The sequence below is a fragment of the Rugamonas sp. DEMB1 genome (genome assembly GCF_029834475.1).
Taxonomy (GTDB): domain Bacteria; phylum Pseudomonadota; class Gammaproteobacteria; order Burkholderiales; family Burkholderiaceae_D; genus Rugamonas; species Rugamonas rubra.
The window spans coordinates 5,240,060-5,266,157 of record NZ_CP122407.1; the positions used below are offsets into that span (position 1 = coordinate 5,240,060).

16 protein-coding genes and 3 pseudogenes are annotated in these 26,098 nt (G+C 68.0%); all 19 read right to left on the reverse strand.

Translation table 11 applies throughout. The features are described 5' to 3' along the window. Positions 1-12: 12 nt before the first annotated feature. Positions 13-4,707, reverse strand: a complete 4,695-nt coding sequence (locus QC826_RS24130) for a PAS domain S-box protein (RefSeq protein WP_279762789.1) — start codon at positions 4,705-4,707, stop codon at positions 13-15. A gap of 192 nt (positions 4,708-4,899) precedes the next feature. Continuing rightward, complete coding sequence (locus tag QC826_RS24135) at positions 4,900-5,403, reverse strand: peroxiredoxin (protein ID WP_279762790.1); 504 nt, start codon at positions 5,401-5,403, stop codon at positions 4,900-4,902. Positions 5,404-5,649: 246 nt separating this feature from the next. Beyond that, positions 5,650-6,873, reverse strand: coding sequence for a cell division protein FtsZ (gene ftsZ, locus QC826_RS24140; RefSeq protein WP_279762791.1), 1,224 nt, complete (start codon positions 6,871-6,873; stop codon positions 5,650-5,652). Positions 6,874-7,027: 154 nt separating this feature from the next. Further along, positions 7,028-8,260 (reverse strand): cell division protein FtsA, encoded by a 1,233-nt coding sequence (ftsA, locus tag QC826_RS24145; protein WP_093388256.1) that lies wholly within the window; start codon positions 8,258-8,260, stop codon positions 7,028-7,030. Positions 8,261-8,269: 9 nt separating this feature from the next. Beyond that, entirely contained in the window at positions 8,270-9,100 is an 831-nt protein-coding gene (locus tag QC826_RS24150) for a cell division protein FtsQ/DivIB (RefSeq protein WP_093388255.1), read from the reverse strand. A 6-nt stretch (positions 9,101-9,106) separates the two neighbouring features. After that, positions 9,107-10,106: pseudogene (locus QC826_RS24155) on the reverse strand (D-alanine--D-alanine ligase). Continuing rightward, positions 10,103-11,512: a UDP-N-acetylmuramate--L-alanine ligase gene (gene murC, locus QC826_RS24160; RefSeq protein WP_279762792.1), complete on the reverse strand. Its 1,410-nt coding sequence runs from the start codon at positions 11,510-11,512 to the stop codon at positions 10,103-10,105. Before murC ends, QC826_RS24155 begins: the two are co-directional and overlap by 4 nt. After that, complete coding sequence (gene murG / locus QC826_RS24165) at positions 11,509-12,564, reverse strand: undecaprenyldiphospho-muramoylpentapeptide beta-N-acetylglucosaminyltransferase (RefSeq protein WP_279766595.1); 1,056 nt, start codon at positions 12,562-12,564, stop codon at positions 11,509-11,511. Before murG ends, murC begins: the two co-directional genes overlap by 4 nt. Before the next feature lie 8 nt (positions 12,565-12,572). Beyond that, positions 12,573-13,793, reverse strand: coding sequence for a putative lipid II flippase FtsW (gene ftsW, locus QC826_RS24170; RefSeq protein ID WP_093388251.1), 1,221 nt, complete (start codon positions 13,791-13,793; stop codon positions 12,573-12,575). After that, positions 13,793-15,301 carry a UDP-N-acetylmuramoyl-L-alanine--D-glutamate ligase gene (gene murD / locus QC826_RS24175; protein ID WP_279762793.1) on the reverse strand — a complete coding sequence of 503 codons (1,509 nt, stop codon included), beginning with the start codon at positions 15,299-15,301 and terminating at the stop codon, positions 13,793-13,795. The genes ftsW and murD overlap by 1 nt, the downstream gene beginning before the upstream one ends. Then, complete coding sequence (mraY, locus tag QC826_RS24180; RefSeq protein ID WP_279762794.1) at positions 15,301-16,470, reverse strand: phospho-N-acetylmuramoyl-pentapeptide-transferase; 1,170 nt, start codon at positions 16,468-16,470, stop codon at positions 15,301-15,303. Before mraY ends, murD begins: the two co-directional genes overlap by 1 nt. Positions 16,471-16,472: 2 nt before the next feature. Beyond that, positions 16,473-17,873 carry a UDP-N-acetylmuramoyl-tripeptide--D-alanyl-D-alanine ligase gene (gene murF / locus QC826_RS24185; RefSeq protein WP_279762795.1) on the reverse strand — a complete coding sequence of 467 codons (1,401 nt, stop codon included), beginning with the start codon at positions 17,871-17,873 and terminating at the stop codon, positions 16,473-16,475. Further along, a pseudogene (locus QC826_RS24190) lies at positions 17,873-19,424 on the reverse strand (UDP-N-acetylmuramoyl-L-alanyl-D-glutamate--2,6-diaminopimelate ligase). Before QC826_RS24190 ends, murF begins: the two are co-directional and overlap by 1 nt. Before the next feature lie 8 nt (positions 19,425-19,432). Beyond that, entirely contained in the window at positions 19,433-21,208 is a 1,776-nt protein-coding gene (locus QC826_RS24195; RefSeq protein ID WP_279762796.1) for a peptidoglycan D,D-transpeptidase FtsI family protein, read from the reverse strand. Continuing rightward, positions 21,205-21,480, reverse strand: a complete 276-nt coding sequence (ftsL, locus tag QC826_RS24200; RefSeq protein ID WP_093388246.1) for a cell division protein FtsL — start codon at positions 21,478-21,480, stop codon at positions 21,205-21,207. The genes QC826_RS24195 and ftsL overlap by 4 nt, the downstream gene beginning before the upstream one ends. Next, positions 21,477-22,453, reverse strand: a pseudogene (rsmH, locus tag QC826_RS24205) (16S rRNA (cytosine(1402)-N(4))-methyltransferase RsmH). The gene ftsL and the pseudogene rsmH overlap by 4 nt, the downstream one beginning before the upstream one ends. Before the next feature lie 9 nt (positions 22,454-22,462). Beyond that, the gene (gene mraZ / locus QC826_RS24210; RefSeq protein ID WP_093388244.1) at positions 22,463-22,891 is read right to left on the reverse strand and encodes a division/cell wall cluster transcriptional repressor MraZ; all 429 of its coding nucleotides are present in this window, start codon (positions 22,889-22,891) and stop codon (positions 22,463-22,465) included. A 265-nt stretch (positions 22,892-23,156) separates the two neighbouring features. Continuing rightward, on the reverse strand, positions 23,157-23,411 hold the full coding sequence (locus QC826_RS24215; RefSeq protein WP_279762797.1) for a hypothetical protein: 255 nt from the start codon (positions 23,409-23,411) through the stop codon (positions 23,157-23,159). Positions 23,412-23,603: 192 nt separating this feature from the next. Continuing rightward, positions 23,604-25,892, reverse strand: a complete 2,289-nt coding sequence (locus tag QC826_RS24220) for a M9 family metallopeptidase (RefSeq protein WP_279762798.1) — start codon at positions 25,890-25,892, stop codon at positions 23,604-23,606. Positions 25,893-26,098 lie beyond the last annotated feature (206 nt).

The window sequence follows — 26,098 nt, forward strand, 5'->3', positions numbered from 1 at the left end:
TCCTGGTTCTCCTTAAGTGGCGGCGGGCTGCAGCTGCCGCAGGATCGCCTCGCAGCGCCGTACCGCCAGGGCGAAATCGAAGCGTTCTATGGCCTCGTTGAGGTCGGCGAAGCCGTCCGGCGGCCGCTCACCCAGATCGTAGCGCAACTGCTCGAACAAGGCCAGCGCGTCCAGGTTCGACTCGGCCAGCTGGCGCCGCAGTAGCTCCAGCCTGGCCGCCAGCGTCTGCGCGGCGACGGGCGCCGGCGGCGGCAGCGGCGCCTCGGCCGCCAGCAAGTCGCCGGCCAGTCGGCCGGCGCTGCGCGCCGCCAGCCGGCCCGCCGCCAGCAGCCGGCCGTGCGCCTGGCCCCATTCGGCGGCGCCGGCGCCGGATGCGTCGGCGCCGGATGCGTCGGCGCCGCCGGCGGCGGCGTCGGCGGCGGCGGCGTCACGCCCGGCGCGCAGCATGTCCTCCATGCGCAGCGCCGCCTCGGCCAGCTCCTCGGCGCCGATGGTGCCGGCCAGTCCCTTCAGGCTGTGCAGCGCGGCGGCGGTCGGCGCCGGCAGCACCGCCACCTCGGCGGCGAAGTGCTCCAGCGCGCGCCGGTAGAACAGCGCGTTGCCGCCGAAGCGGGCCAGCGCGGCGGCGCCGTTCAGCCCCGGGCGGCGCAACTCGGGCAGCGCCGCGCCCTGCGCCTCGGCGGCCGCCGGCGCAGGCGCCGGCGCGCCGGCGCGGCCGGTGTGGCGCAGGATGGTGGCGATCAACTGGTCCAGGTCGAAGGGCTTGCCGACATGGTCGTTCATGCCGGCCGCGAAGGCCAGCGCGCGGTCGCTGTCCATCGCGTTGGCGGTCATGGCGACGATCGGCAGCTCGCGCTGGCGCAGCCGGCGCCGGATGATGCGGGTGGCGGCGTAGCCGTCCATGGCCGGCATCTGCACGTCCATCAGCACGCAGTCGAACGGCGGGCTGGCGTGGCGCACCGCCGCGATGGCCGCGCGGCCGTCGTCGGCGGTCTGCACGATGGCGCCGGCGTTGCTCAGCAACTCCTGCGCCACCTGCTGGTTGATCGGGTGGTCCTCCACCAGCAGCAGGCGCACGCCGGCCAGCGGGCGCCGGCCGGGCGCCGGCGCCGGCGCGCCCGGCAGCGGCGCCGCGCCGGCGGCCAGCGCCTGGGCCGCCGCGTCGAACAACATCGAGGCGGTGACCGGCTTGACCACGAAGGTGCTCAGCGCGGTCTGGCCCAGCTCCTGGCAGCGCGCGAAGGCCTCGCGCTGGTGCGCGCTGAGCGTGACGATGACGGCCGGCCGCCGTTCGGCCGGCATGCGCTCGATGCGCCGGCCGGTCTCCCAGCCGTCCATGTCCGGCATGCTCCAGTCGAGGAACAGCACGTCGTGGCGCGGCGTGTCGTCGCGCTCGATCAGCGCCAGCGCCTGCGCGCCGCCGCTGGCGGTGTCGACCTGCCAGCCGAAGCGTTGCAGCATCGAGCCCATCGCGGCGCGGGCGTGGGCGTTGTCGTCGACCAGCAGGCAGCGCAGCCGCTGCGCGCGGACGCCGCCGCGCGCAACCGGCTCGGCCGGCTCGGCCGGCTGGCAGACGATGTGGAAGCTGAACACGCTGCCCTGCCCCGGCGTGCTGGCCACCTCGATGGTGCCGTGCATCAGGCTGACCAGGCGTTGGCTGATCGCCAGCCCCAGGCCGGAGCCGCCGTAGCGCCGCGCGGTCGACGCCTCGGCCTGCGAGAAGCCCTCGAAGATGCGCTGGCACTGCTGCGGCGAGATGCCGATGCCGGTGTCGCGGATGGCGAAGCCGAGGCCGAGCGCCTGCGCGCCGTGGCGCGCCTGCTCGTCGGCCGACAGCGCGCACAGGCGCACCGCCAGCGCCACCTCGCCGCGCTCGGTGAACTTGACGGCGTTGCCGGCCAGGTTGAGCAGCACCTGTTGCAGGCGCATGGCGTCGCCCACCACCCGGTCGGGCAGCGCCGGGTCGATCTCGTAGAGGATCTCGATGTCCTTGGCGCCGACGTTGGCCGACAGGATCACCGCCGCCTCGCGCAGCAGCCGGTCGATGCTGAACGGCTGCGGGTCGAGCGCCAGCTTGCCCGCCTCGACGCGGGAGAAGTCGAGGATGTCGTTGAGGATGGCCAGCAGGGTGCGGCCGGCGCCTTCGGCCTTGCCGGCGTAGTCGAGCTGGCGGGCGTCGAGCGCGGTCTGCTTGAGCAGCGCCAGCATGCCCAGCACCGCGTTCATCGGCGAGCGGATCTCGTGGCTCATGTTGGCGAGGAACTCGGACTTGGCCTGGTTGGCGCCGTCGGCGGCGCGCTTGGCCAGGCGCAGCACCTCCTCGGCCTGCTGCTGGACGGTGATGTCGCGGTTGATGCCGAGCACCCGCACCGGCCGGCCGGCGGCGTCGCGCTCGACCGTGGCGGCGCCCTGCACGTAGCGCAGCTCGCCGTCCGGCCGGCGGATGCGGAACACCGGGTCGTAGACGCTGCTGGCGTCGAGCACGCCGGCCAGCTTGGCCACCACGGCGTCGACGTCGTCCGGGTGCACGCAGGCGCGCCAGCGCTCGAAATCGAGGCCGCCCTGGCGCTGTTCCGGCGCCACGCCGTACAGCTGGTACATGCGCTCGTTCCACTCGATCAGGTTGCCCTCCAGCGTCCAGGTCCAGATGCCCAGCTCGGCCACCTCGGCGGCGTTCTGCAACTGGTCGCGCGCCGCCACCAGCTTGCGCCTGTCCTCCTCGCGCGCCGACACGTCCGAGGCGATGCCCAGGTAGCCGTTGACCGCGCCGTCCTCGCCGCGCAGCGCGCTGACCGACAGCTGGGCCAGGAAGCGCGAGCCGTCCTTGCGCACGTAGGTCCACTCGCGCTCGTCGTCGAGGCCCAGCCTGGCCTTGGCGACGAACACCTCGAAGCCGGGCGCCACCTCGCGCCCCAGCTCGCGCGACAAGGCGGCGGCGCGCGCGCGCACCTCGCCGGTGTCGTGCAGCATGGCCGGCGTGCGCCGCCCCAGCACCTCGCCGGCGCTATAGCCGAGCATGCGCTCGGCGGCCGGGTTGAACAGCTGGATCAGGCCCTCGGTGTCGGTGGCGATGATGGAATAGGAGGCGTGCGCCAGGATGGCCCGCTGCAGCATGGTGACCGACTCGATCTGGCGGGTGCGCTCGCGCACCTGGTCCTCCAGCGTGGCGTTGAGTTCGTTGATGCGGCGGCTGGCGGCGACCTGCTCGCTGATGTCGCGCACCGTCTCGGCGACGCCGACCAGGCGGCCGTCGGCGGTGCGGATCGGCGACGACAGCACCGACACGGCCAGCGTGCTGCCGTCCTTGCGCCGGCGCGTCGCGTTGAACTCGTGGGCGCCGCCGCCGGCGGCGATGCCGGCCATGGCGGCGCGCTCCTCCAGTTCGCCGTCGGACGGCACGATCAGCGCCAGCAGCGGCTGGCCCAGCGCCTCCTCGGCGCTGTAGCCGAGCATCTGCTCGGCGCCGTGGTTCCAGCTGGTGACCACGCCGTCGAGCGTCTTGCCGACGATGGCGTCGAGCGAGTTCTCGACGATCGCCGACAGGCGCGCCTGGTAGGCGTACACCTTGCGCCGCTGGCGCAGGTACAGGTAGCCGGCGGCGCCGACCACCAGCGCGCCGGCCAGCATGGCCGCCAGCAGGTTGGCGCGCGCCGCCGCCTCCGCCGCCCGCACCTCCTCGTCGTCGGTGACCAGCACGTAGCGCAGATCGCGCTGCGGCGCCTCCGGGTCGAGCACCACGCGCCGCTCGGCGGCGTGAACCGCGCCGTTGGCGGAGAGGTAGCGGCGCAGATTGGTCGCCAGCCGCTGGTCGGCGGCGGCGGGGCGGAACTCGTCCTGCCAGCGCCAGCGCTGGCCCAGGTCGAAGCCGTAGCTGCGTCCGGCGTCCGGATGCAGCAGGAAGTCGCCGGCGCCGTTGACCAGGTAGGCGCGCAGGTCCGGCGGCATGTTGGCGTGCAGCGGCGACATGATGGAGTTGACGTCGTAGTTCAGCACCAGCACACCGAACAGCACGCCGGCCCGGTCGTACACCGGGGTGGCGGCGCGCAGCGTGGCCTGCGGCGGCATCTGCACCTTGCCGTTCTCGCGGTTCAGGGTCAGGTCGGACAGGTAGGTCTGCCCCACGCCCAGCCGCGCGGCGGCGCGCATATACTCGGTGTCGCCCTTCTCCTGCAACTGCCCGGCCGGAACACTGACGATGACGTCGCCGCGCCGCTCGACGCGGATCAACTCGCGGCCGTGGTTGGCCACGCCGATCAGGCGCACCTGGAAAATGTCCGGTCTGGCCTCGGCGTAGGCGCTGAAGATGCGCTCGAGGCGGCGCTCCCACAAGGCCAGCGGGGTGCTCTCCTCGGCGTCGAAGCCGCGGTTGCCGCTGGCGCGGACGATGCCCGTCATCGGCGGCACGCTGGCGAGGAAGTGCACGTCGCGCCGCAGGCTGTCCATCTGGCGCACCAGGATGTTGATGTTGGCGGTGCTGCGCCCGTTCATGCGCACCTCGAGCTGGCTCAGGCTGGACTGGGCCTCGTGGCGGCCGACGGCGTATACGGCCAGCGCCAGCAAGGCGGCGACGCCGAGCACGCCGGCCAGCAGCGCGGCCAGCCGCGGCCGACGCGACCAGGCGCGCGGCGGCCCGTCGGCGCCGGCGCCGACGCCGATGCCGGACAAGCGGCGCGGTGGTGTTCCAGTCACCTTTTCCGGTCTGCGCATGTTTCCCAATAGAAGGAATAGATATCCCCCTATTATGTTTCATTCCAGCATGGGCAAGCGCCGCCGCGATGCAAAAACAACAGCGCCAAGCCACAGCCGGGCCCGCCATGGCGCGGCCGGCGCGCCAATGCAAAACGGCGCCGCAGCGCCGTTTTGTTCACATCGGAAGAGCCGGGGCGAAGATTACAGCTATTACAGCTGGCCCAGCAGGGTTTCCGCGTTCGACACTTCGAACTTGCCGCCCTGCTCGATGTTGAGCTGGCTGACCACGCCGTTGTCGACCAGCAGCGAGTAGCGCTGCGAGCGGGTGCCCATGCCGAACTTGCTGAAGTCGGCGTCCAGGCCCAGGGCCTTGGAGTAGGCGGCGTTGCCGTCGGCCATCATGCGGACGATGCCGGTGGCCTTCTGGTCGCGGCCCCAGGCGCCCATGACGAAGGCGTCGTTGACCGAGATGCACCAGATTTCGTCGACGCCCTTGGCCTTCAGGTCGGCGGCGTGCTTGACGTAGCCCGGCACGTGTTGCGCCGAGCAGGTCGGGGTGTAGGCGCCCGGCAGGCCGAAGATGGCGATCTTCTTGCCCTTGACCAGGTCTTGCACGTTGAAAGTGTTCGGGCCCAGCGCGCAGCCTTCGGTTTCGGTCTCTACGAATTCGGACAGGGTGCCTTCTGGCAGGGTGTCGCCGATTTTGATGGTCATGTTTGACTCCTCTTTATAGTGGTTGATCGTGGATAGGCGGGATGCCGGCCTTACCCCGCCAGCGAAGGGGTCAGACCCCATGCGGGGTCTGACCCCGTGGCGCAGCGGGGTGCGGGGCAAAAAAAAGCCGCGCTAGGCGCGGCTCGTCCCGGCATAGACGTGCAGTATGCCTGAAGCTTTCTGATCCTGCAGAAACCGGCCCGCGAACCGGCCGCGCCCTAGTGGGCGCGGCACGGCGGCGAGCGCCTAGTCCGCCTGCTTGCGCAGGAAGGCCGGGATGTCGTAGGTTTCCATGCCGTTCTTTTCCATCGCGCGCACCTGCTCGGAGGCCGATTCGCGACGCCATACCGCCGGCGCCTTCATGCCGTCGAAGGCCGGCGCGCCGCCGCCGCCCATGCCGCTGGTGGCGCCCATCGACACCGAGGCGGCCGCGCCGCCACCCATCGATGCGGAAGGCATCATCGGGCTGTTGTGGGTGCCGGTGCGCAGCATCTGCTGCGGCACCAGTTGCACGTGCTTCTTGGTCTTGCCCAGGCCGGTGGCGACCACGGTGACGCGGATCGCGTCGCCCATTTCGTCGTCGTAGGCGATGCCCTGGGCGATCGACGCGTCCGGCGCGGCGAAGGCGCGCACGGCGGCCATGACTTCCTTGATCTCCTTACCCTTCAGGCCACGGCTGGCGGTGACGTTGACCAGCACGCCGCGCGCGCCGGACAGGTCGACGCCGTCGAGCAGCGGCGAGGCCACCGCTTGTTCGGCGGCGATGCGGGCGCGGTCGACGCCGGAGGCGGTCGCCGTGCCCATCATGGCCTTGCCCTGCTCGCCCATGATGGTCTTGACGTCGTTGAAGTCGACGTTGATGTGGCCCGGCACGTTGATGATCTCGGCGATACCGGCCACCGCGTTGTTGAGCACATCGTCGGCGTGTTGCAGCCACTCGATCAGCGACTCGTCCTCGTAGATCTCTTCGAGCTTCTCGTTGAGGATGACGATCAGCGAGTCGACGTTGGCCGACAGCTGCTCGAGCACCTCGTCGGCGATCTCCATGCACTTCTGGCCTTCGTGCGAGAACGGCTTGGAGACCACCGCGACGGTCAGCGCGCCGAGCGACTTGGCGATTTCCGCGACGATGGGCGCGGCGCCGGTGCCGGTGCCGCCGCCCATGCCGGCGGCGATGAAGACCATGTGCGCGCCGCGCAGCGAGTCCTCGATGCGCTGGCGCGATTCCTCGGCCAGCTTGCGGCCGACCTCGGGCTTCATGCCGGCGCCCAGGCCGGTCTCGCCGATCTGGATGATGTTGTGCGCCTTGGAGGTCGACAAGGCCTGCGCGTCGGTGTTGGCGGCGATGAACTCGACGCCCGACATGCCCTTGTTGATCATATGTTGAACTGCGTTGCCACCTGCTCCGCCGACTCCGACGACCTTGATGACGGTACCCAAAGATGCGTTATCGACCATATCAAACTCCATGATGTGCTCCTATCAGAATGCGGTTTTCAAGCGCCAGTCCTCATATTGGTAGAAGAACTGGGGATTGAAAACTGCAGTTTAAGTTAAATTATATAAACCGTTGTTTTCGAATCGAATTGCCTACGCTGCTAAAAGAGCCAGTACCGCACCAACCTTAAAAATTCCCTAAAAACCATTCCTTCATGCGCTGCCAAACCGCCTTCACCGAACCGTCCTGGCGCGTCACGATGTGGCCGCGCAGGTATTGTTTTTTCGCCTCCAACAGCAGGCCCAGCACCGTCGCGTAGCGCGGGCTGCGCACCACGTCGGCCAGCTGGCCGCGGTAGTCCGGCGTGCCCAGGCGCGCCGGCTTGAGGAAGATGTCCTCGGCCATTTCGACCATGCCCGGCATGATCGCCGTGCCGCCGGTCAGCACGATGCCCGACGACAGCACGCCCTCGTAGCCGGATTCGCGCACCACCTGGTGCACCATGGCGAACAGCTCCTCGACGCGCGGCTCGATCACCGCCGCCAGCGCCTGGCGCGACAGGTTGCGCGGGCCACGGTCGCCCAGGCCCGGCACCTCGAGCGACTCGCCCGGATCGGCCAACACCTGCTTGGCGACGCCGTAGCGGATCTTGATCTCTTCCGCTTCCGAGGTCGGCGTGCGCAGCGCCATGGCGATGTCGTTGGTGATCTGGTCGCCGGCGATCGGAATCACCGCCGTGTGGCGGATCGCGCCGTCGGAGAACACCGCCACGTCGGTGGTGCCGCCGCCGATGTCGATCAACACCACGCCCAGTTCCTTCTCGTCCGGCGTCAGCACGGCGTCGGCCGAGGCCATCGGCTGCAAGATCAGGTCGGACACTTCCAAGCCGCAGCGGCGCACGCACTTGACGATGTTCTGCACCGCCGAGACGGCGCCGGTGACGATGTGCACCTTGACCTCGAGGCGGATGCCGCTCATGCCGATCGGCTCGCGCACGTCCTCCTGGCTGTCGACGATGAACTCCTGCGGCACCGTGTGCAGCAGCTGCTGGTCGGTCGGGATGTTGACCGCCTTGGCCGTCTCGATCACCCGCGCCACGTCGGTGGCGGTGACTTCCTTGTCCTTGATGGCCACCATGCCGCTCGAATTGAAGCTGCGGATATGGCTGCCGGCGATGCCGGCGTAGACGTTGCGGATCTTGCAGTCGGCCATCAGCTCCGCCTCCTCCAGCGCGCGCTGGATGGACTCGACGGTCGCTTCGATGTTGACCACCACGCCCTTCTTCAAGCCCTTCGATTCGTGCTGACCCAGCCCGATCACCTCGTGGCGCCCGTCGGACATCACCTCGGCCACCACGGCCACCACTTTCGAGGTGCCGATGTCGAGGCCGACGATCAGGTTTTTCGCGTCTTTTGTCATTTCTCTCGCCTACTGTGTGTGCCTGCTGATTGGCTTTAAATTATTCGTATTGTTCTTTGCTGCCGCCGGTCGCGGTTTCGGCTTGGCGCCCTCGGCCGGAATCTTCAATCCCGTCGCCGACAAGGCCAGCCCGTTCTGGTAGCGCATATCGATGGTCTCGATGTTGGGCAGGTGGGTCACCAGCTGCGGGTAGATCCCCATCAGCCGGTCGACCCGTTCCTTCAAGGTGGTGCTGGTCTGCTCGCGGCCCAGGGCCACGCTCATGCCGTTGTTCAGTTTCACCGTCCAGGCGTAGCGCGTCGACAGCGACAGCGCCTGCGGCACCAGCTGCAGCGGGGCGAACCAGCCGCGCAGCTCGGCGAAGCGCGACAGCACCTCCTTCTCGCTGCCCTCCGGTCCGTCGAACTCGGGCAGCACGTGGTCCTCCTCCGCCTCGGCCAGGTTGGCGGTGAACACGTCGCCCTTGGTCGACAGCAGGCGGCCGTCCTCGCCCCAGGTGCCGAGCGCCTCGTGTTCCTCCAGCGCGACGATCAGCTGGTCCGGCCATTCGCGGCGCACGGCGGCGCGGCGCACCCAGGGCACCGACTCGAAGGCCTGCCGCACCGCGTCCAGGTTGGTGGTGAAGAAGTTGCCCTTGATGCGGCCCAGCGCGCCGTTGCGCAGCGTCAGATGGTTCACATGCTTGAGTTCGTCCTGCGCCATGCTCTCGATGCGGATGCTGCGCAGCGTGAACATCGGCCGCTGCGCCAGCCACCAGACGCCCGCCGCCAGGCATGCCAGCAGCACCAGGGCAAAAATGCCGTTGGCGGTAGCATTCAAGGCTTTAGCGTCTTGCCACATACTCGATTACCCCTCTACCTTGACGGCCGCAGGCGTCGCCGGCCCGGCCATCTTCAACCGCGCCGAGCGCAAAATCTCCACGCACAGGCTCCTCGTAGCTGATGCCCTCGGCGCGCGCCGCCATCGGCACCAGCGAGTGGCTGGTCATGCCGGGCGAGGCGTTGGCCTCCAACAGGAAGGGCTTCTGGTCGCTCTCGCGCAGCAGCACGTCGACCCGGCCCCAACCCTCGCAACCGAGCGTGCGGTAGGCTTCCACGGCGATGCGCTGCACCTCGGCGGCCAGCGCCGGTGCCAGCACGGCCGGGCAGAAGTACTGCGTGTCGTCGGTGAAGTACTTGTTCTGGTAGTCGTAGTTGCCCTGCGGCGCCACTATTTCAACGATCGGCAGCGCGCGCGCGTTGACACCGCGCCCCAGCACGGCGACGGTCAGTTCGCGGCCGGTGACGAAGGCCTCGGCCAGCACCGAATCGTCCAGCGCGGCGGCGATGTCGTAGGCGGCCTGGAACTCTTCCACCGCGCCGACCTTGGTGATGCCGATCGAGGAACCCTCGTGCGGCGGCTTGACGATCAAGGGCAGGCCCAGCTCGGCGGCCACCTTGGCCAGGTCGGCGCCGCTGTCGAGCACCGCGTACTTCGGCGTCGGCAGGCCGTGCATCAGCCAGACGATCTTGGTGTAGATCTTGTCCATGCCGACCGCGCAGGCCATCACGCCGCTGCCGGTGTAGGGAATGCCCAGTTGTTCCAGCGCGCCCTGCAGGCTGCCGTCCTCGCCGAAGCGGCCGTGCAGCGCGATGAAGACGCGGTCGAATTTTTCCGCCGCCAGTTCGGCCAGGGTGCGCAGGCCGGTGTCGAAGGGATGGGCGTCGATGCCACGGCTCAGCAGGGCCTTCAGCACGCCGGCGCCGGACATCAGCGAGACCTCGCGCTCGGCGGAGCGGCCGCCGAACAGCACGCCGACCTTGCCGAGTGCCTGTGCTTCAGTGGGGGTAATGTGGTTCACGTTCAGACCTTCGGATAGTTAGTCAGTTTGGCGGGCACGCCGCTGATCGAGCCCGCGCCCATGGTGATGACGACGTCGCCGTCGCGCACCACGCTCATGATGGTTTCCGGCATGTCGCCGATGGCTTCCACGAAAATCGGTTCGGTCTTGCCGCGCGCGCGCAGCGCGTGCGCCAGCGCGCGGCCGTCGGCCGCCACCACCGGCGCCTCGCCGGCGGCGTAGACCTCGGCCAGCACCAGCACGTCGGCGCTGCCGAGCACCTTGACGAAGTCCTCGAACAGGTCGCGCGTGCGGCTGTAGCGGTGCGGCTGGAAGGCCAGCACCAGGCGGCGGCCGGGGAAGGCGGCGCGCGCGGCGGCCAGGGTCACCTCGGTCTCGACCGGGTGGTGGCCGAAGTCGTCGACCAGGGCAAAAGTACCCGGCGTGCCGCTGTTGTCCGCATTGACGATGGCCACCTCGCCGTAGCGGGTGAAGCGGCGGCCGACGCCGGCAAAGCCGGCCAGGCCGGCCTGGGTGTCCTTGTCCTCGACGCCGATCTCGCGGGCGATGGCCACCGCCGAGCAGGCGTTCTGCACATTGTGCATGCCGGGCTGGTTGAGCACCACGTCGAGGTCGGGGTAGCCGTCCTGGATCACCGTGAAGTGCATTTCCAGGCCGACGGCGCGGGCGTTCACGGCGCGCACCTCGGCGTCCTCGTGGAAGCCGTAGGTGGTCACCGGCTTGGTCACGAAGGGAATGATCGAACGCACGTGGGCGTCGTCGATGCACAGCATGGCGCGGCCGTAGAACGGCAGGCGGTGGGTGAACTGCACGAAGGCCTGCTTGAGCTTTTCAAAATCGTGCTCGTAGGTCTCCATGTGGTCGGCGTCGATGTTGGTGATGACCTCGATCATCGGCGTCAGGTTCAGGAAGGAGGCGTCCGACTCGTCGGCCTCGGCCACCAGGTATTCGCCGGTGCCCAGCTTGGCGTTGGCGCCGGCGCTGGTCAGGCGGCCGCCGATGACGAAGGTCGGGTCCAGCCCGCCCTGCGCCAGCACGGAGGCGACCAGGCTGGTGGTGGTGGTCTTGCCGTGGGTGCCGGCGATGGCGATGCCGCGCTTCAGGCGCATCAACTCGCCCAGCATGACGGCGCGCGGCACGATGGGGATCTTGCGGCCGCGCGCGGCGACCACTTCCGGGTTGTCCTGCTGGACGGCGGTCGAGGTGACCACGGCGTCGGCGTCGCCGATGTTCTCGGCGGCGTGGCCCTGCGCCACCTTGGCGCCCAGACTGACCAGACGCTGGGTGACGGCGTTGCTGCCCAGGTCGGAGCCGGTGACGGTGTAGCCGAGCGTGAGCAGCACTTCGGCGATGCCGCTCATGCCGCTGCCGCCGATGCCGACGAAGTGAATGTTTTGTACTTTGTGCTTCATGCCAGTTGTTCCAATACGTTTGCGATCGCGTCGTTCGCGTCGCGCTTACCCGCCGCGCGCGCCGCCGTTGCCATGGTTTGGCAGGCGCCGCGCGTCAGCGTTTCGAGCAGGGTTGCCAGGCTTCTGGCGTTCATTTCCGTTTGCGGCATGTGGATCGCCGCGTTTTGCCGCGCCATCCATTGCGCGTTGTCGCGCTGGTGGCTGGTGGTGGAGGCGACCAGCGGGACCAACACGCTGGCGACGCCGGCGGCGGTCAGTTCGGACAGCGTAATCGCGCCGGCGCGGCATATTATCAGATCGGCATCACGATAGGCGCACGCCATGTCGTCGATGAAGTCGACCACGTTGGCCTGCACGCCCGCCTGCGCGTAGGCGGCGCGCAGGGCATCGATGTTCTTCTTGCCCGACTGGTGGGTGACCAGCGGCCGCCGGTCGGCCGGGATCAGCGCCAGCGCGGCCGGCAGGTTGTCGTTGAGCGCCTTGGCGCCCAGGCTGCCGCCCACTACCAGGATGCGCAGCGGCCCCTCGCGGCCGGCGAAGCGCTGCTCCGGTCCGGCCAAATCGAGGATCTCCTTACGCACCGGATTGCCGGTGACGACGGCCTTGCCGGCGGCGCGGCCGAAGTTGGCCGGGAAGCCGAAGCAGACCTTCTTCGCCAGCGGCGTCAGGGTCTTGTTCGACAACAGCAGCGCCGCGTCGGCGTTGACCAGCACCAGCGGCACGCCGCGCAGGCGCGCCATCATGCCGCCGGGGACGGTGACGTAGCCGCCCATGCCCAGCACCACGTCCGGCTTGCGGCTGCCGATGTAGCCGAAGCAGGCGGCAAAGCCGGCCAGCATCTTGAACGCGCCGCTAATCGTGTGCTTGAGGCCCTTGCCGCGCATGCCGGAGAAGTCGATGGCGTCCATCGCGATGCCGTGTTTCGGCACCAGCTCTTGTTCCATGCCGTGGGCGGTGCCCAGCCAGCTCACTTCCCAGCCGCGCGCGCGCATGGTCTGGGCGATCGCCAGGCCGGGGAAAATGTGGCCGCCGGTACCGGCCGCCATGATCATCAATCGTTTCATAATCTGCCACCACGCATCAGAACCCGGTTCTCGTAGTCGATCCGGAGCAGGATCGCGAGTCCGACGCAGTTAATCACCACACCCGTGCCGCCATAGCTCATCAGCGGCAAGGTCAAACCCTTGGTCGGCAGCAGACCCAGGTTGACACCCATATTGATAAAAGTTTGCACGCCGATCCAGATGCCGATGCCCTTGGCGGTGAGGCCGGCGAAGGTCTGGTCGATGGCGATGGCCTGGCGGCCGATGTCGAAGGCGCGCTTGATGATCCAGTAGAACATGGCGATCACCACCAGCACGCCGGCCAGGCCGAGTTCCTCGCCGATCACCGCCAGCAGGAAGTCGGTGTGCGCCTCCGGCAGGTAGTGCAGCTTCTCGACGCTGCCGCCCAGGCCAACGCCAAAAATCTCGCCGCGCCCGAAAGCGATCAGCGAGTGGGTCAGCTGGTAGGCCTTGTTGAGCGCGTTGTCCTCCTGCCAGGGGTCGAGGTAGGCGAAGTAGCGCTCGCGGCGGAACTTGGACAGCGCGATGATGCTGCCGAAAATCGTCACCAGCACGACGCCGATGCCGCCGAACCAGATGGCGTTGATCCCGCCGAGGAACAGGATGCCCATGGCGATGCAGACGATCACGCCGAAGGCGCCCAGGTCGGGCTCGAGCAGCAGCAACAGGCCGACGCAGCCGACCGCCAGCGCCATCGGCATGAAGCCCTTGGTCAGCTTGTGCATGTATTCCTGCTTGCGCACGGTGTAGTCGGCGGCGTACAGCACCGCCACCACCTTCATCAGCTCGGACGGCTGGATGTTGAACACCTTCAGCGACAGCCAGCGGCGGCCGCCGTTGACCACCACGCCGAGGCCGGGGATCAGCACCATCACCAGCAGCACCAGGGTGCCGATGAACAGGTAGGGCGCGGCCTTCTGCAGGTCGGCGATGCGGATGCGGAAGACGAACAGGCCGGCCAGCAGCGAGACGACGACGAACATCGCCTGGCGCATCAGGAAGTAGGTGTTCTGCCAGCGCGCGTAGTTGGCGAACTTGGGCGAGTCGGGCAGCGAGATCGAGGCCGAGTAGACCATCACCATCCCCAGCAGCATCAGCAGCAGCGTGACCCAGACCAGCGGCTGGTCGTATTCCATCATCTTCGACTGCCGGGCGTGACTGTCCATCGGCGTGCTCGCCGACGATCCAGAAAAGCGGAATGGCAGTTGGAAGGACATCAGATCTCCTGTCCGTGGTCGAGCGCGATGCCGCGCACGGCGTCGACGAAGACCTCGGCGCGGTGGGCGTAGTTCTTGAACATATCCAGGCTGGCGCAGGCCGGCGACAGCAGCACGGCGTCGCCGGCCTGCGCCAGTTCGCTGGCGCGCTTGACCGCCAGCGGCAGGTCGGCGCAGTCCTCGAGCTCGACGCCGCTCACGTCCAGCGCGGCGCGCAGGGCCGGCGCGTCGCGGCCGATCAGCAGCACCGCGCGCACATAGCGCGACACCGGCTCGGCCAGCGGCGCGAAGTCCTGGCCCTTGCCGTCGCCGCCGGCGATCAGCACCAGGCGTTGCTGCTCGCCGGTGAAGCTCTTACCCAGGCCGACCAGCGCGGCCACGGTGGCGCCGACGTTGGTGCCCTTGCTGTCGTCGTAGTATTCGATGCCGTCGACGGCGGTGATCAGCTCGACCCGGTGCGGCTGGCCGCGATAGTCGCGCAGGCCGTGCAGCAGCGGCGCCAGCGGCAGGCCGATGGCGCGGCACAACGCCAGCGCGGCCAGCGCGTTGGCGGCGTTGTGCAGGCCACGGATTTGCAGCGCGTCGGCCGGCATCAGGTTCTTGACGGTGCAGTCGGCCGGCGCCGGCGCAGGCTCGTTCTTGCGGCGCTTCTTCTGCTCTTGCTCCTCGCCCGGCTCGGCGCAGGCCAGCCAGAAGATGCCGCGCTCGTTGTTCAGGCCGAAGCTGTTGGCCAGCAGCGGCGCGTCGGTGCCGAAGGTGGCGTTGCAGGCCGGCTGGGCCGGATCGGCCATCTGCATCACGGCGGCGTCGTCGCGGTTGAGCACGCGCACGGTGTCGGCGCCGAAGATGCGCTGTTTGTCGGCCGCGTAGGCGGCCATGCTGCCGTGCCAGTCCAGGTGGTCCTGGCTGATGTTGAGCACGGTGGCGGCGTCGGCCCGCAGGCTGAAGGTGGTGTGCAGCTGGAAGCTGGACAACTCGAGTACCCACACCTGTGGCAGGGTCTTCTCCGCCACGGCCACGCGCAGCACGTCGAGCGCGGCCGGGCTGATGTTGCCGGCCACGCGCACGCTCTGGCCGGCGCGTTCGCACAACTGGCCGACCAGGCTGGTGACGGTGGTCTTGCCGTTGGTGCCGGTGATGGCGATGACCTTCGGCCGGTAGGCGCGTTCGTCCTTGAGCACGTCGAGCGCCTGGGCGAACAGTTCGATCTCGCCCCACAGCGGGATGGAGCGGGCGGCGGCGGCCGGCGCGATCTCGGCCAACTCGCGGTTCGGCGCCAGGCCTGGGCTGACGGCGACGAAGCTGATACCGTCGAGCAGATCGGCGCCGAACGGGCCGGCGACGAACTCGGCGTCCGGCACGGCGGCGCGCAGCGCGGCCAGGCGCTCGGGCGCCTCGCGCGTGTCGGCCACGCGCAGGCGCGCGCCGCACTCGGCCAGCCAGAGCGCCATCGCCAGGCCGGATTCGCCCAGCCCGAGTACCAATGCGTGTTGTGCCAGATAGATCATCAGCGCAGCTTCAGTGTGGACAGGCCAACCAGTACCAGCATCATCGTGATGATCCAAAAGCGCACGACGACCTGGGTCTCTTTCCAACCTTTTTGTTCGAAATGGTGGTGCAGCGGCGCCATCAGGAAGACGCGGCGGCCGACGCCGAAGCGCTTCTTGGTGATCTTGAACCAGCTCACCTGGATGATCACCGACACCGTCTCGGCGACGAACACGCCGCCCATGATGAACAGCACGATCTCCTGGCGCACGATGACGGCCAGGGTGCCGAGCGCGCCGCCCAGCGCCAGCGCGCCGACGTCGCCCATGAAGACCTGGGCCGGGTGGGTGTTAAACCACAGGAAGGCCAGGCCGGCGCCGGCCAGCGCGCCGCAGAAGATGATCAATTCGCCCGCGCCGGGAATGTGCGGGATGAACAGGTATTTCGAGTAGGTGGCGCTGCCGGTCAGGTAGGCGAACAGGCCGAGCGCGGCGCCGACCAGGATGGTCGGCATGATGGCCAGGCCGTCCAGGCCGTCGGTGAAGTTGACGGCGTTGCTGGTGCCGACGATGACGCAGTAGGTCAACGCGATGAAGCCCCACACGCCGAGCGGATAGCTGATGGTCTTGAAGAAGGGGACGATCAAGTCGGCCTTGGGCGGCAGGTCCATCGAGAAGCCCGACTGGACCCAGGCGAAGAACAGCTCGAACACCTTGCCGGCGTTGGGCGCAGAGACCGAGAAGGCCAGGTACAGCGCGGCGGCGAGGCCGACCAGCGACTGCCAAAAGTACTTCTCAACCGAGCGCATGCCCTCCGGGTCCTGCCGCACCACCTTGCGGTAGTCGTCGACCCAGCCGACCATGCCGAAGCCCAGCGTGACCACCAGCACCGGCCAGATCAGGCGGTTCGACAGGTCGCACCACAGCAGCGTCGAGACGCCGATCGAGATCAGCAGCAGCACGCCGCCCATGGTCGGGGTGCCGTGTTTTTTCAGGTGGGTCTGCGGACCGTCGGTGCGCACCGCCTGGCCGTACTTCATCGCGGTCAGCTTGCGGATCACCGCCGGACCGGCGCACAGGCCGATCGTCAGCGCCGTGATGGTGGCGAACACCGCGCGGAAGGTGATGAAGTTAAAGACCCGTAACGGCCCCAGGCTTTGTTGAAAATACTGTGCGAGCCAAAGCAGCATGATTAGTGTGTTTCCTTGTTAGCTTGTTGCGATCCAATCAAATGCTGCACGACCCGTTCCATCTTCATGAAACGGGAGCCCTTGATCAATACGGTTGCGCTCGACGTCACGGTCGCGTCCAGCGCGGCCAAAAGTGCGTCGATATGTTCAAAATGACGAATCGATGCGCCGTGCATGTGGCGCGCCAATTCACCGATGGTCAGCACCTGTTCGATGCCCTTGCTCTGCGCGTAAGCGCCGATCTCTTGGTGGAACTCCCTGCCCTGGTCGCCCACCTCGCCCATGTCGCCCAGCACCAGCACACGCGGCGCGGCGGCCTTGGCCAGCACGTCGATGGCGGCGCGCACCGAGTCCGGATTGGCGTTGTACGTATCGTCGATCAGCACGGCGCCGTTGGCGGCGGCCTTCTTTTGCAGGCGGCCGCTGACCGGCGCGAAACCGTCCAGGCCCAGCTTGATCGCCTCGAGCGGAATGCCGGCGGCGAAGGTGCAGGCCACGGCGGCCAGCGCGTTGCGCACATTGTGTTCGCCGGCCGCCTGCAGGGCGACGAAGAACTGCGCCGCCTCGGCGCCGTCCTGGCGGATGGTGATGAACATCTGGTTGCCGAAGTCGCCGGCGCGGAAGGTGCAGCTGACCTCGGCGTCCTTCGACAGGCCGAAGGTCAACACGCGGCGCGCGCCGGCCAGGCCCTGCCACAGCGGCGTGAACTCGTCGCCGTGCGGGAAGACGGCGACGCCGTCGGCCGGCAGCGCGGCCAGCACGGCGCCGTTCTCCAGCGCCACCGCCTCGACGGTGTGCATGAATTCCTGGTGCTCGCGCTGGGCGTTGTTGACCATGCCGATGGTCGGCGCGGCGATGGCGGCCAGGCGGCCGATCTCGCCGGGGTGGTTCATGCCCAGTTCGACCACGGCGGCGCGCTGCGCCGCGTCCAGGCGGAACAGGGTCAGCGGCACGCCGATTTCGTTGTTCAGGTTGCCACGGGTGGCCAGGCGGCCGTCTTCGCCATAGGCGGCGGCCAGCACGCCGGCGATCATTTCCTTGACGGTGGTCTTGCCGTTGCTGCCGGTGACGCCGATGAGCGGCAGGTCGAACTGGCGGCGCCAGTGGTTGGCGATCTGGCCCAGCGCGACCAGGGTGTCGGGCACGACGATGGCCGGCAGGGTCCAGCCGGCAGGGAGCTCCTCCACCACCACGGCGGCGACGCCGCGCTCGGCCACCTGGGCCAGGAAGGCGTGGGCGTCGAACACCTCGCCGCGCAGGGCGACGAACAAGGCGCCGGCCGCCACGCTGCGGCTGTCGGTCGAGACACCCGTGAACGTGATACTGGTGACACTGCCGGCGGCGCAGTTTTCCAGCCGCGCGCCGGCGATACTAGGCAGAAGCTGTGCCAATACAGCGTGCATCAGTTCGTCCTCATCATGGTCAGTCGGGCCGACAGCGCCAGCTGGGCGTGGTCGGCGTCGGAGAATGGCAGCTTCTTGCCCTTGATTTCCTGGTAGGGCTCGTGGCCCTTGCCGGCCAGCAGGATCACATCCGGCTTGGCGGCGTGCTTGATGGCCGACAGGATGGCGCCGGCGCGGTCCTCCACCGTCTGCAGCGTCGACTTCGGATGGTTGCGCTCCATGCCGGCGACGATCTGCGCGATGATCGCGTGCGGGTCAGTCGCTGCGCGGATTGTCGCTGGTGACCAGCACGTGGTCGGCGCTTTGGGCGATGGCGCCCATCTGCGGCCGCTTGCCCGGGTCGCGGTCGCCGCCGCAGCCGAACACGCACCACAGCTGGCCGCCGCGGTCGCTGGCCACCTGGCGCAGCGCGTGCAGGGTTTTCTCCAGCGCGTCCGGCGTGTGGGCGTAGTCGATCACCACCATCGGCGCGTCCTGGCCGCCGACCTGCTGCATGCGGCCGGGGGCCGGGCGCAGCGCCTCGATGGCCTCGATGGCGGCGCGCAGGCCCAGGCCCTTGGCCAGCAGGGCGCCGAGCACGCCGAGGGCGTTGCTGATGTTGAAGTGGCCGACCAAACGGGTCTTGACCAGCGCCGCGCCGAGCGGGCAGTCGAGATGGAATTCGGTGCCGGCGCTGCGGCTGCTGCGGAACTGGCTGGCGCGCAGCATCAGCACGCCGTCCAGGTCGGGCTGGGCGACGCCGTCGCGCAGGGTGTAGCCGATGACGGGAATGGCGCCGGCCAGCTTGCCGCGCACATGGTCGACCAGGCGCAGGCCGACCGGGTCGTCCAGGTTCAGCACCGCCGTTTTCAGGCCGGGCCAGTCGAACAGGCGGGTCTTGGCGGCCTCGTAGGCGGCCATGTCGCCGTGGTAGTCCAGATGGTCGCGGGTCAGGTTGGTGAACAGCGCGACGTCGAAGTGCATGCCGGCGACGCGGCCCTGCTGCAAGCCGATCGACGACACTTCGATCGCCAGCGCGGCGGCGCCGGCGGCGCGGCAGTCGGCCAGGGTGCGGGCCAGCAGCACGGCGTCCGGCGTGGTGTAGCCGGTGACGTCGTAGTCGACCTCGCCGCGCGGCTTGAACAGGCCGACGCCCAGCGTGCCGATGACGGCGGCCGGCTGGCCGGCGCGCGACAGCGCCTGGCCGAGCCAGACGGCCGACGAGGTCTTGCCGTTGGTGCCGGTGACGCCGACGCTGAACATGGCGGCGTCCGGCGCGTCGTAATAGGCGTGGGCGATGGCGCCGGCGCGCGCCTTGAGCTGCTCGACGGCGAGCCGCGGCACGCCGCAGGCGGCGTTCCAGGCGAAGCCGGCCGGGTCGTAGACCACCAGGGCGGCGCCCTGCCCGACGGCCTGCTCGATGAAGCTGCGGCCGTCGCCGGCGTCGCCGGGATAGGCGAAGAACACGTCGCCGGGCTTGATGCGGCGCGAGTCGGAGGCCAGTTGCGCCTGCGGCGCCAGCGCGCGGATCTGCGCGGCGACGGCGCCCGGCTCGAAGTTGCTTGTTGTCATGCGGGTGCTCACATGTTCTCCTGTTCGGAGTTCTCAGGAATGATGATATGGGTCACCGTGGAATCGGGCGTGATGTTCTTGGCGCGCAGCGCGTTGGCGACCAGCGCGGCGAAGGTCGGCGCGGCGACGTCGCCGCCGACGTGGGCCGGGCCGCCCGGCTCGTCGATCATCACGGCGACGACGAAGCGCGGGTTGGACATCGGCGCCATGCCGACGAAGTTGCCGATGTATTTGGTCTGCGAGTAGCGGCCGTTGAGGAATTTTTGCGCGGTGCCGGTCTTGCCGCCGGTGCGGTAGCCGGCCACCTGCGCCTTGGGCGCGGAGCCGCCCGGCTGGGTCACCAGTTCGAGCATGTCGCGCATCTCGCGCGCGGTCTTGGCGCTGACCACCTTGGTGCCGGCCGGCGCCTCGTTGACCTTTTGGAAGGACAGCGGAATGATGTCGCCGTCGCGGGCGAAGATCAGGTAGGAGCGCGCCAGCTGCAGCAGCGACACGGAGATACCCTGGCCGAAGCTCATGTTGGCCTGCTCGATCGGCCGCCAGGATTTGTACGGGCGGACGCGGCCGGCGACGGCGCCGGGGAAGCCGAACTTGGGCTGCTGGCCGAAGCCGACCTTGGTGAACATCTCCCACATCTCCTGCGGCGGCATCTGCAGCGCGATCTTCGAGGTGCCGATGTTGGACGACTTCTGGATGATGGTGGTGACGTCGGTCAGGTAGTGCGGGTGGGTGTCGTGCACCACGCGGTCGCCGATGACGAAGGAGCCGTTGCCGGTGTCGAACAGGGTGGTCGGCTTGATGCGCTTGGTGTCGAGCGACAGCGCGACGGTGAACGGCTTGAGCGACGAGCCGGGCTCGAAGGTGTCGGTCATGACGCGGTTGCGCAGCTGGTCGCCGGTCAGCACCGAGCGGTCGTTGGGGTTGTAGGCGGGCCAGTTGGCCAGCGCCAGCACCTCGCCGGTGTGCACGTCGAGCACCACGGCGGCGCCGGCCTTGGCCTTGAACTTCTCCACCGCCTCCTTCACCTGGGTGAAGGCGATGTATTGGATTTTGCTGTCGAGCGAGAGGGTCAGGCCCTTGCCGTCGTGCGGCTCGCGCACCGAGCCGATGTCCTCGACGATGTGGCCGAGGCGGTCCTTGATGACGCGGCGGCTGCCGGGCAGGCCGACCAGGGTCTTCTGCTGGGCCAGCTCCATGCTCTCCTGGCCGACGTCCTCGACGTTGGTGAAGCCGACCATGTGGGTGGTCACCTCGCCCTGCGGGTAGAAGCGCTTGTATTCCTTGCGGGTCTGGATGCCCTCGATGCCCAGCTTGGTGATCTGCTCGGCGATGTCCTGCTCGACCTGGCGCTTGAGGTAGACGAAGCCGCGGTCGGAGTCGAGTTTTTTCTGCAGCTCGGCGTCGCTCATGCCGAGCAGCCTGGCCAGCGCCTTCAATTTGGCGACCGGGGCGTCCTGCACGTCGTCGGGGATGGCCCAGATGGCCTTGACCGGGATCGACGAGGCCAGCACCTGGCCCTCGCGGTCGGTGATCTTGCCGCGCGTGGCCGGCAGGTCGAGCGTGCGGGCGTAGCGGATCTCGCCCTGCTTCTGCAGGAACTGGGTCGACAGGCCCTGCAGCCAGACGGCGCGGCCGGCCAGGCCGGCGAAGGCGGCGAACAAGACGAACAGCACGACGCGCGAGCGCCACACCGGCAGGCGCACGGCCAGCACCGGGTTCTTCGAGAAGGGCACGCCTTTCGACGCCGCCACGCGCGAGCCGCTGGCGTTGCTGTTGCGTTTCATTTGTCGCCTTCCGGTGACAGGTACTGGGTGCGCGCCGCCGTCAGCGCCGTCATGTTCAGGTCGCGCCGGGCGATCTGCTCGATACGCGCGTGCTTGCCCAGCGTCGACTGGTCGAGTTGCAGCTGGGCCCACTCGATGTCGAGCTGGCGCGCCTGCGACTGGGTGCGCTCGAGTTCGATGAACAGGTGGCGCGCCTGGTACTGGGCGTTGACGAGCGACAGCCCGCAGCCGACCAATAAGGCCGTCAGTACCAGGTTGATCTTACCGCTCACTGCGCGCCTTCCGAGGTGGACGACGGCAGCGGCAGGCGGCGGGCGACGCGCATCACCGCCGAGCGCGAGCGCGGATTGGCGTCGACCTCGGCGTCGGAGGGCTTGAACTTGGCCAGCAGCTTGAGCTCCGGCTGCGGCAGGTCGACCGCGCGGATCGGCAGGCGCCGGTCCGGCTGCGGCACGTTGGCCTTGGAGGCGAAGAAGCGCTTGACCATGCGGTCTTCCAGCGAATGGAAGCTGATGACGGCGAAAATGCCGCCCGGCGCCAGGCAGGCGTAGGCCTGGCTCAGACCGATCTCGAGATCTTCAAGTTCCTTATTGATGAAAATCCGGATAGCTTGAAAAGTACGGGTGGCCGGGTCTTGCCCTTCTCCCGAGTCTTGACCGCGCCTGCCACGATAGCGGCAAGCTGTCGTGTGCTTGAAATTGGTTCGACTGCCCGGCGAGCAACAATCGCCTTTGCAATCTGAAAAGCAAACCGTTCTTCCCCATATTCCTTGATCACCTTTTCCAGTGTCTGTTCGGTTTCGGTGGCGAGCCACTCGGCCGCCGAGATGCCGCGCGTGGTGTCCATGCGCATGTCCAGCGGGCCGTCGTTGCGGAAGCTGAAGCCGCGCGCGGCGTCGTCCACCTGCGGCGAGGAGATGCCCAGGTCGAGCAGGATGCCGTCGACCTGCTGCACGCCGCGCTCGCTCAGCGATGCGCGCATGGTGGCGAAGCTGTCGTGCACGATCTGGAAGCGCGGGTCGGCGATCTGCTCGGCCGTGGCGATGGCCTGCGGGTCTTTGTCGAAGGCGACCAGGCGCGCCTTGGCGCCCAGTTTGGACAGGATCAGGCGGCTGTGGCCGCCCCGGCCGAAGGTGCCGTCGACGTACACGCCGTCGGCGCGCAGGCCCGCCAGGTCGAGGGCGTCGACCGCCTCGTCCAGCAGCACCGTACGATGCTGAAATTCCGGCACCGGTATTGTTGTCATCACGGAGCCTTAGAAGGAGAAATTATTGAGTACATCGGGGGTGCCGGCGGCGATCGCCTGCTGCTCTTTTTCGGCCAGCTTGGCCGCGTCCCAGATCTCGAAATGGGTGCCCATGCCGATCATCATGACCTCGCGCGCCAAGCCGACGGCGTTGCGCAGCTCGGGCGAGATCAGCACGCGGCCGGCCGAGTCGAGTTCGACGTCGCAGGCGTTGCCGAGGAAGATGCGCTGCCAGGCGCGGGCCGACATCGGCCAGGTGGCGATTTGTTCGCGGTGGTTTTCCCACACCGGGCGGGGGAAGAACAGCAGGCAACCGTCCGGGTGCTTGGTCAGGGTCAGGCGGCCCTCGCATTGGATGGCGAGCGCGTCACGGTGCTTGGCGGGGATAGACATCCTGCCTTTGGCATCGAGACTGATTGCGGACGCGCCTTGAAACACGGGATTACCTTTAGACCTCAGAAATGGACGGAGTTGCGGACGGAGTTGCGCGACGCTGGAACCTGGGGGAATTTCCCACAAAAACACACTTTTTCACACAGTTGCCCACTTTAGAGGATGCCAAGATAGTGGTCAAGCGCTTTCCACCCGGCAAAACAGCGATTTTATTAATGAAATGAAGGACTTAGCGAACTTCCTTGAAGAATGGTCGCAGAAAAATATATCGATAAATTAGATACTTATAGAACATAGTGAATGTGCTACCTCACTTGTGCACATGTGTTTCCTGCCGTATCAGGCGGGAAATTTCATCGCAAAAATAATGAAATAAAAGCATATAGTTGCCAGAAACCAACAGTGCATGTACGGAAAGAGCAACGATGTTGACGCGGCGCAAGCTCGGCCGGCGGGAAGGGAGGGAGGTGTGGTTTTTGGAGAGAATTGTCGCTATGTCGCGCTTTGCGCGCTGTTGCAGGGATCGCCGGACGGGAAAAAAAACGCCCGCAACGATGCGGTCCACCACGCATACTTGCCAGAAAAAACATCTTAACAGGACGACAGTTGTATATACAAATTTAGGCAAAAAACCGCCCTCGCCTGCCGCCCATTATACCGAATGGGCGGCCGGCGATGCTCGAAAAACCGGCAAAAACGCGGCGGAAACGGGCCGGCGGCGGCGACCATCCGCCGCGCCGGCCGCTACCGCGCGGGCTCAGTCGTAGCTGGCGCGCACGCTCACACCGCTGAACGGCTGCTTGGCTTGCAGCGTGATGTAGTACCAGCGGCCGATGGCCGGCGCGGCGATCGCCACGCTTTCCGCGTTGCCGGCGTGGACCGAGGACAGGTCGTAGGACGTCGCGCTGGGATAGCGGTCCAGCGCGACATACATGTCGACATCGCCGCTGCCGCCGACGGTGGCCAATTTAACGTTTCTTGCGCCGGCCGGCAGCATGATGTAGGCGTAGGCTTGGGTCGAGGAGGCAAGGTTTTTGACCGCGCAATTCTTGCCCAGGTAGGGCGAGGCCGGGCAGGTCGGCCACTCGCGGTCGTCCGGCAGCGGCAGCGGCGGTTCGCCGGCGGTGCTGGCCGTCGCCGCCCAGCTGGCGAACTCGTTGTCGTAGCGGCTGCCGATCTGGCCCATGTAGCTCTGGTAGCCGTCGTAGTCGCCCAGGCGGAACTTGCCGAGCACGGCGTCGACGTCGGCGCGGTGGCGCTCGACCATGAAGCGGGTCGCCATGTAGCCCCAGCGGTAGGCGCGGTTGCTGTAGTCGCTCATCTGGTAGTTGTTGCCGAAGATTTCGCTCAGGCGGTAGCTGCCGCTGCGCGCCATGTCGATCGCCGCCTGGTTGTTATTCTTCAGCGACAGGTATTCGGCGATGCCCTCGATCCACCAGACGGTGGGCTTGGCGGTGGACTGGCCGAAGTCGCCGTACAAGTCGAAACGGCCGTCGAGGTAGTGGACGTACTCGTGCTCCAGGTTCCACACCTGGAAGTTCGGCCGCAGCCAGGACGCCTCGTGGGCGATGAAGCGGGCCTGGTTGCCGGCGGCGGACGGCTCGCCCTCCAGGTACATGCCGCCGTTGTCGGTGAGGATGTCGTAGATCACCGAGGCGTATTTGCTGTAGTTGCTGTAGTCGTCGAACACCACCAGCTCGAGCGAGGCGTTGCCGTCGCCGGCCACGGGCGTGTTCTTGGTCAGCAGCATGCTGTGGGCGTAGCCCTCCTCCGTCTGCAGGCGCTGGCAAGAGTCCTGCAGCTGCGCCTCGCTCATCTCCTGGGCGCGGATGCGCAGGGTCGGGCTGCAGGTCTTGCTGAACTTGAGCACGGCGTTGGCCAGCGCCGTCTCGAAGCCGCAGGTGCCGTACTGGGCGCAGTTGTCGTTGTCGTTGTATTTGACGGCCATGGCGCCGGTCAGCCACAGGTCGCGGTCGGCGCCGTTGAGCGAGGTGCTGGCCAGCAGGTCGACCACCATCGGCTTGATGCCGGCCTTGAGCGCCGGGTAGCGCATGAAGCGGAAGGCCTCGTTGCTGGCGTCGGTCAGCTGGTAGGCGGCGTTGCTGTTCAACAGGGCGGCCTTGTTGGCGCGGACGAACTGGTTCAGCGCGGTGGCGTAGGACAGGTCGTTTTCCAGCGCCGGCTGGGCGGCGGGCCGGCCGCTGGCGTAGAAGAACACCGTCAACAGCTCGGTGAAGCCGTAGGCGGCGGTGGGCTGCTTGAGCGGCTCGACGGCGTTGGGCGCGTCGGGTCGGTTGGTGTAGCGCTGCACCACGCCGCGCAGGGTGGGCAGGTAGTAGGCCTCGTCCTGCATATTGGTGATCAGCTTGAGCGTCTCGTTGGCGGTGGTGAGGGCGAGCGGGTTCTCGCGGAACAGCGCCGCGCCCTCGGCCAGTTGCCTGATCGGGCCGCGCAGCGTGGTGGTGAGGGCCGACGGCGGCATCGGGCCGAGCTCGCTGTAGGCCAGGTAGTAGCCGGCGCGCAGGTACAGCACCAGGTTGACCAGCGCCATGCCGCTGGCGTTGTAGGCGGCGCCCTCCTGCGCCAGCCGGCTGGCGACGGCGTTGTAGTTGGCGGCCGAATAGACCACGGCGGCCTGTTCGGCGCTCAACGAGAACAGCGGATAGGTGCATTCGAAGTCGGGCAGGCCGACCAGGTAGTCGGCCAGGGCGGCGCCGCTGTGGCCGGCCAGCACGGCCATGTCCTTGCAGGCCGGCGTGGCCGACAGCGGCTGGACGCTGTTGCGCTGCTGGCGCGGCAGCAGGTCGTAGCGCGGTTTGTTGCTGGGCGACAGGCGGTAGCGGCTCTGCTCCTCGGACGGCGGCAGGTTCTGCCGCAGTTGCGGCATCGGCGCCTGCTTCAGGCGGCCGTTTTCATCGGCGGCCGGCGCGGCGGAGCGCCCGCCACCGGCGTGGGCCGGGGCGGCGGCGGTGGCGGCGAGGGCGGCGCCGATCAGGCTGGCCAGCAGCAGTTTGGGCAGGCGTGCGGGGGTGCTTGGCAATGACATGTCTTCCACTCCTTCAATTGGTGAGGTCGGGTGATGACTCTTGTGTGGGTGCGCTGGCGGAGTGCCGCTGCCGCGCCGGTCGCGCGCCGGGCGGACGGAAATGGCTTCCGGGCAAGGAAATACTATCCTGATAAGCTTGCCCAAAAGACCGGCACGGCCGGGGCGGCGGGCGGTTCGCTACATTTAGGCAGGCGCGCTGGCGGGAT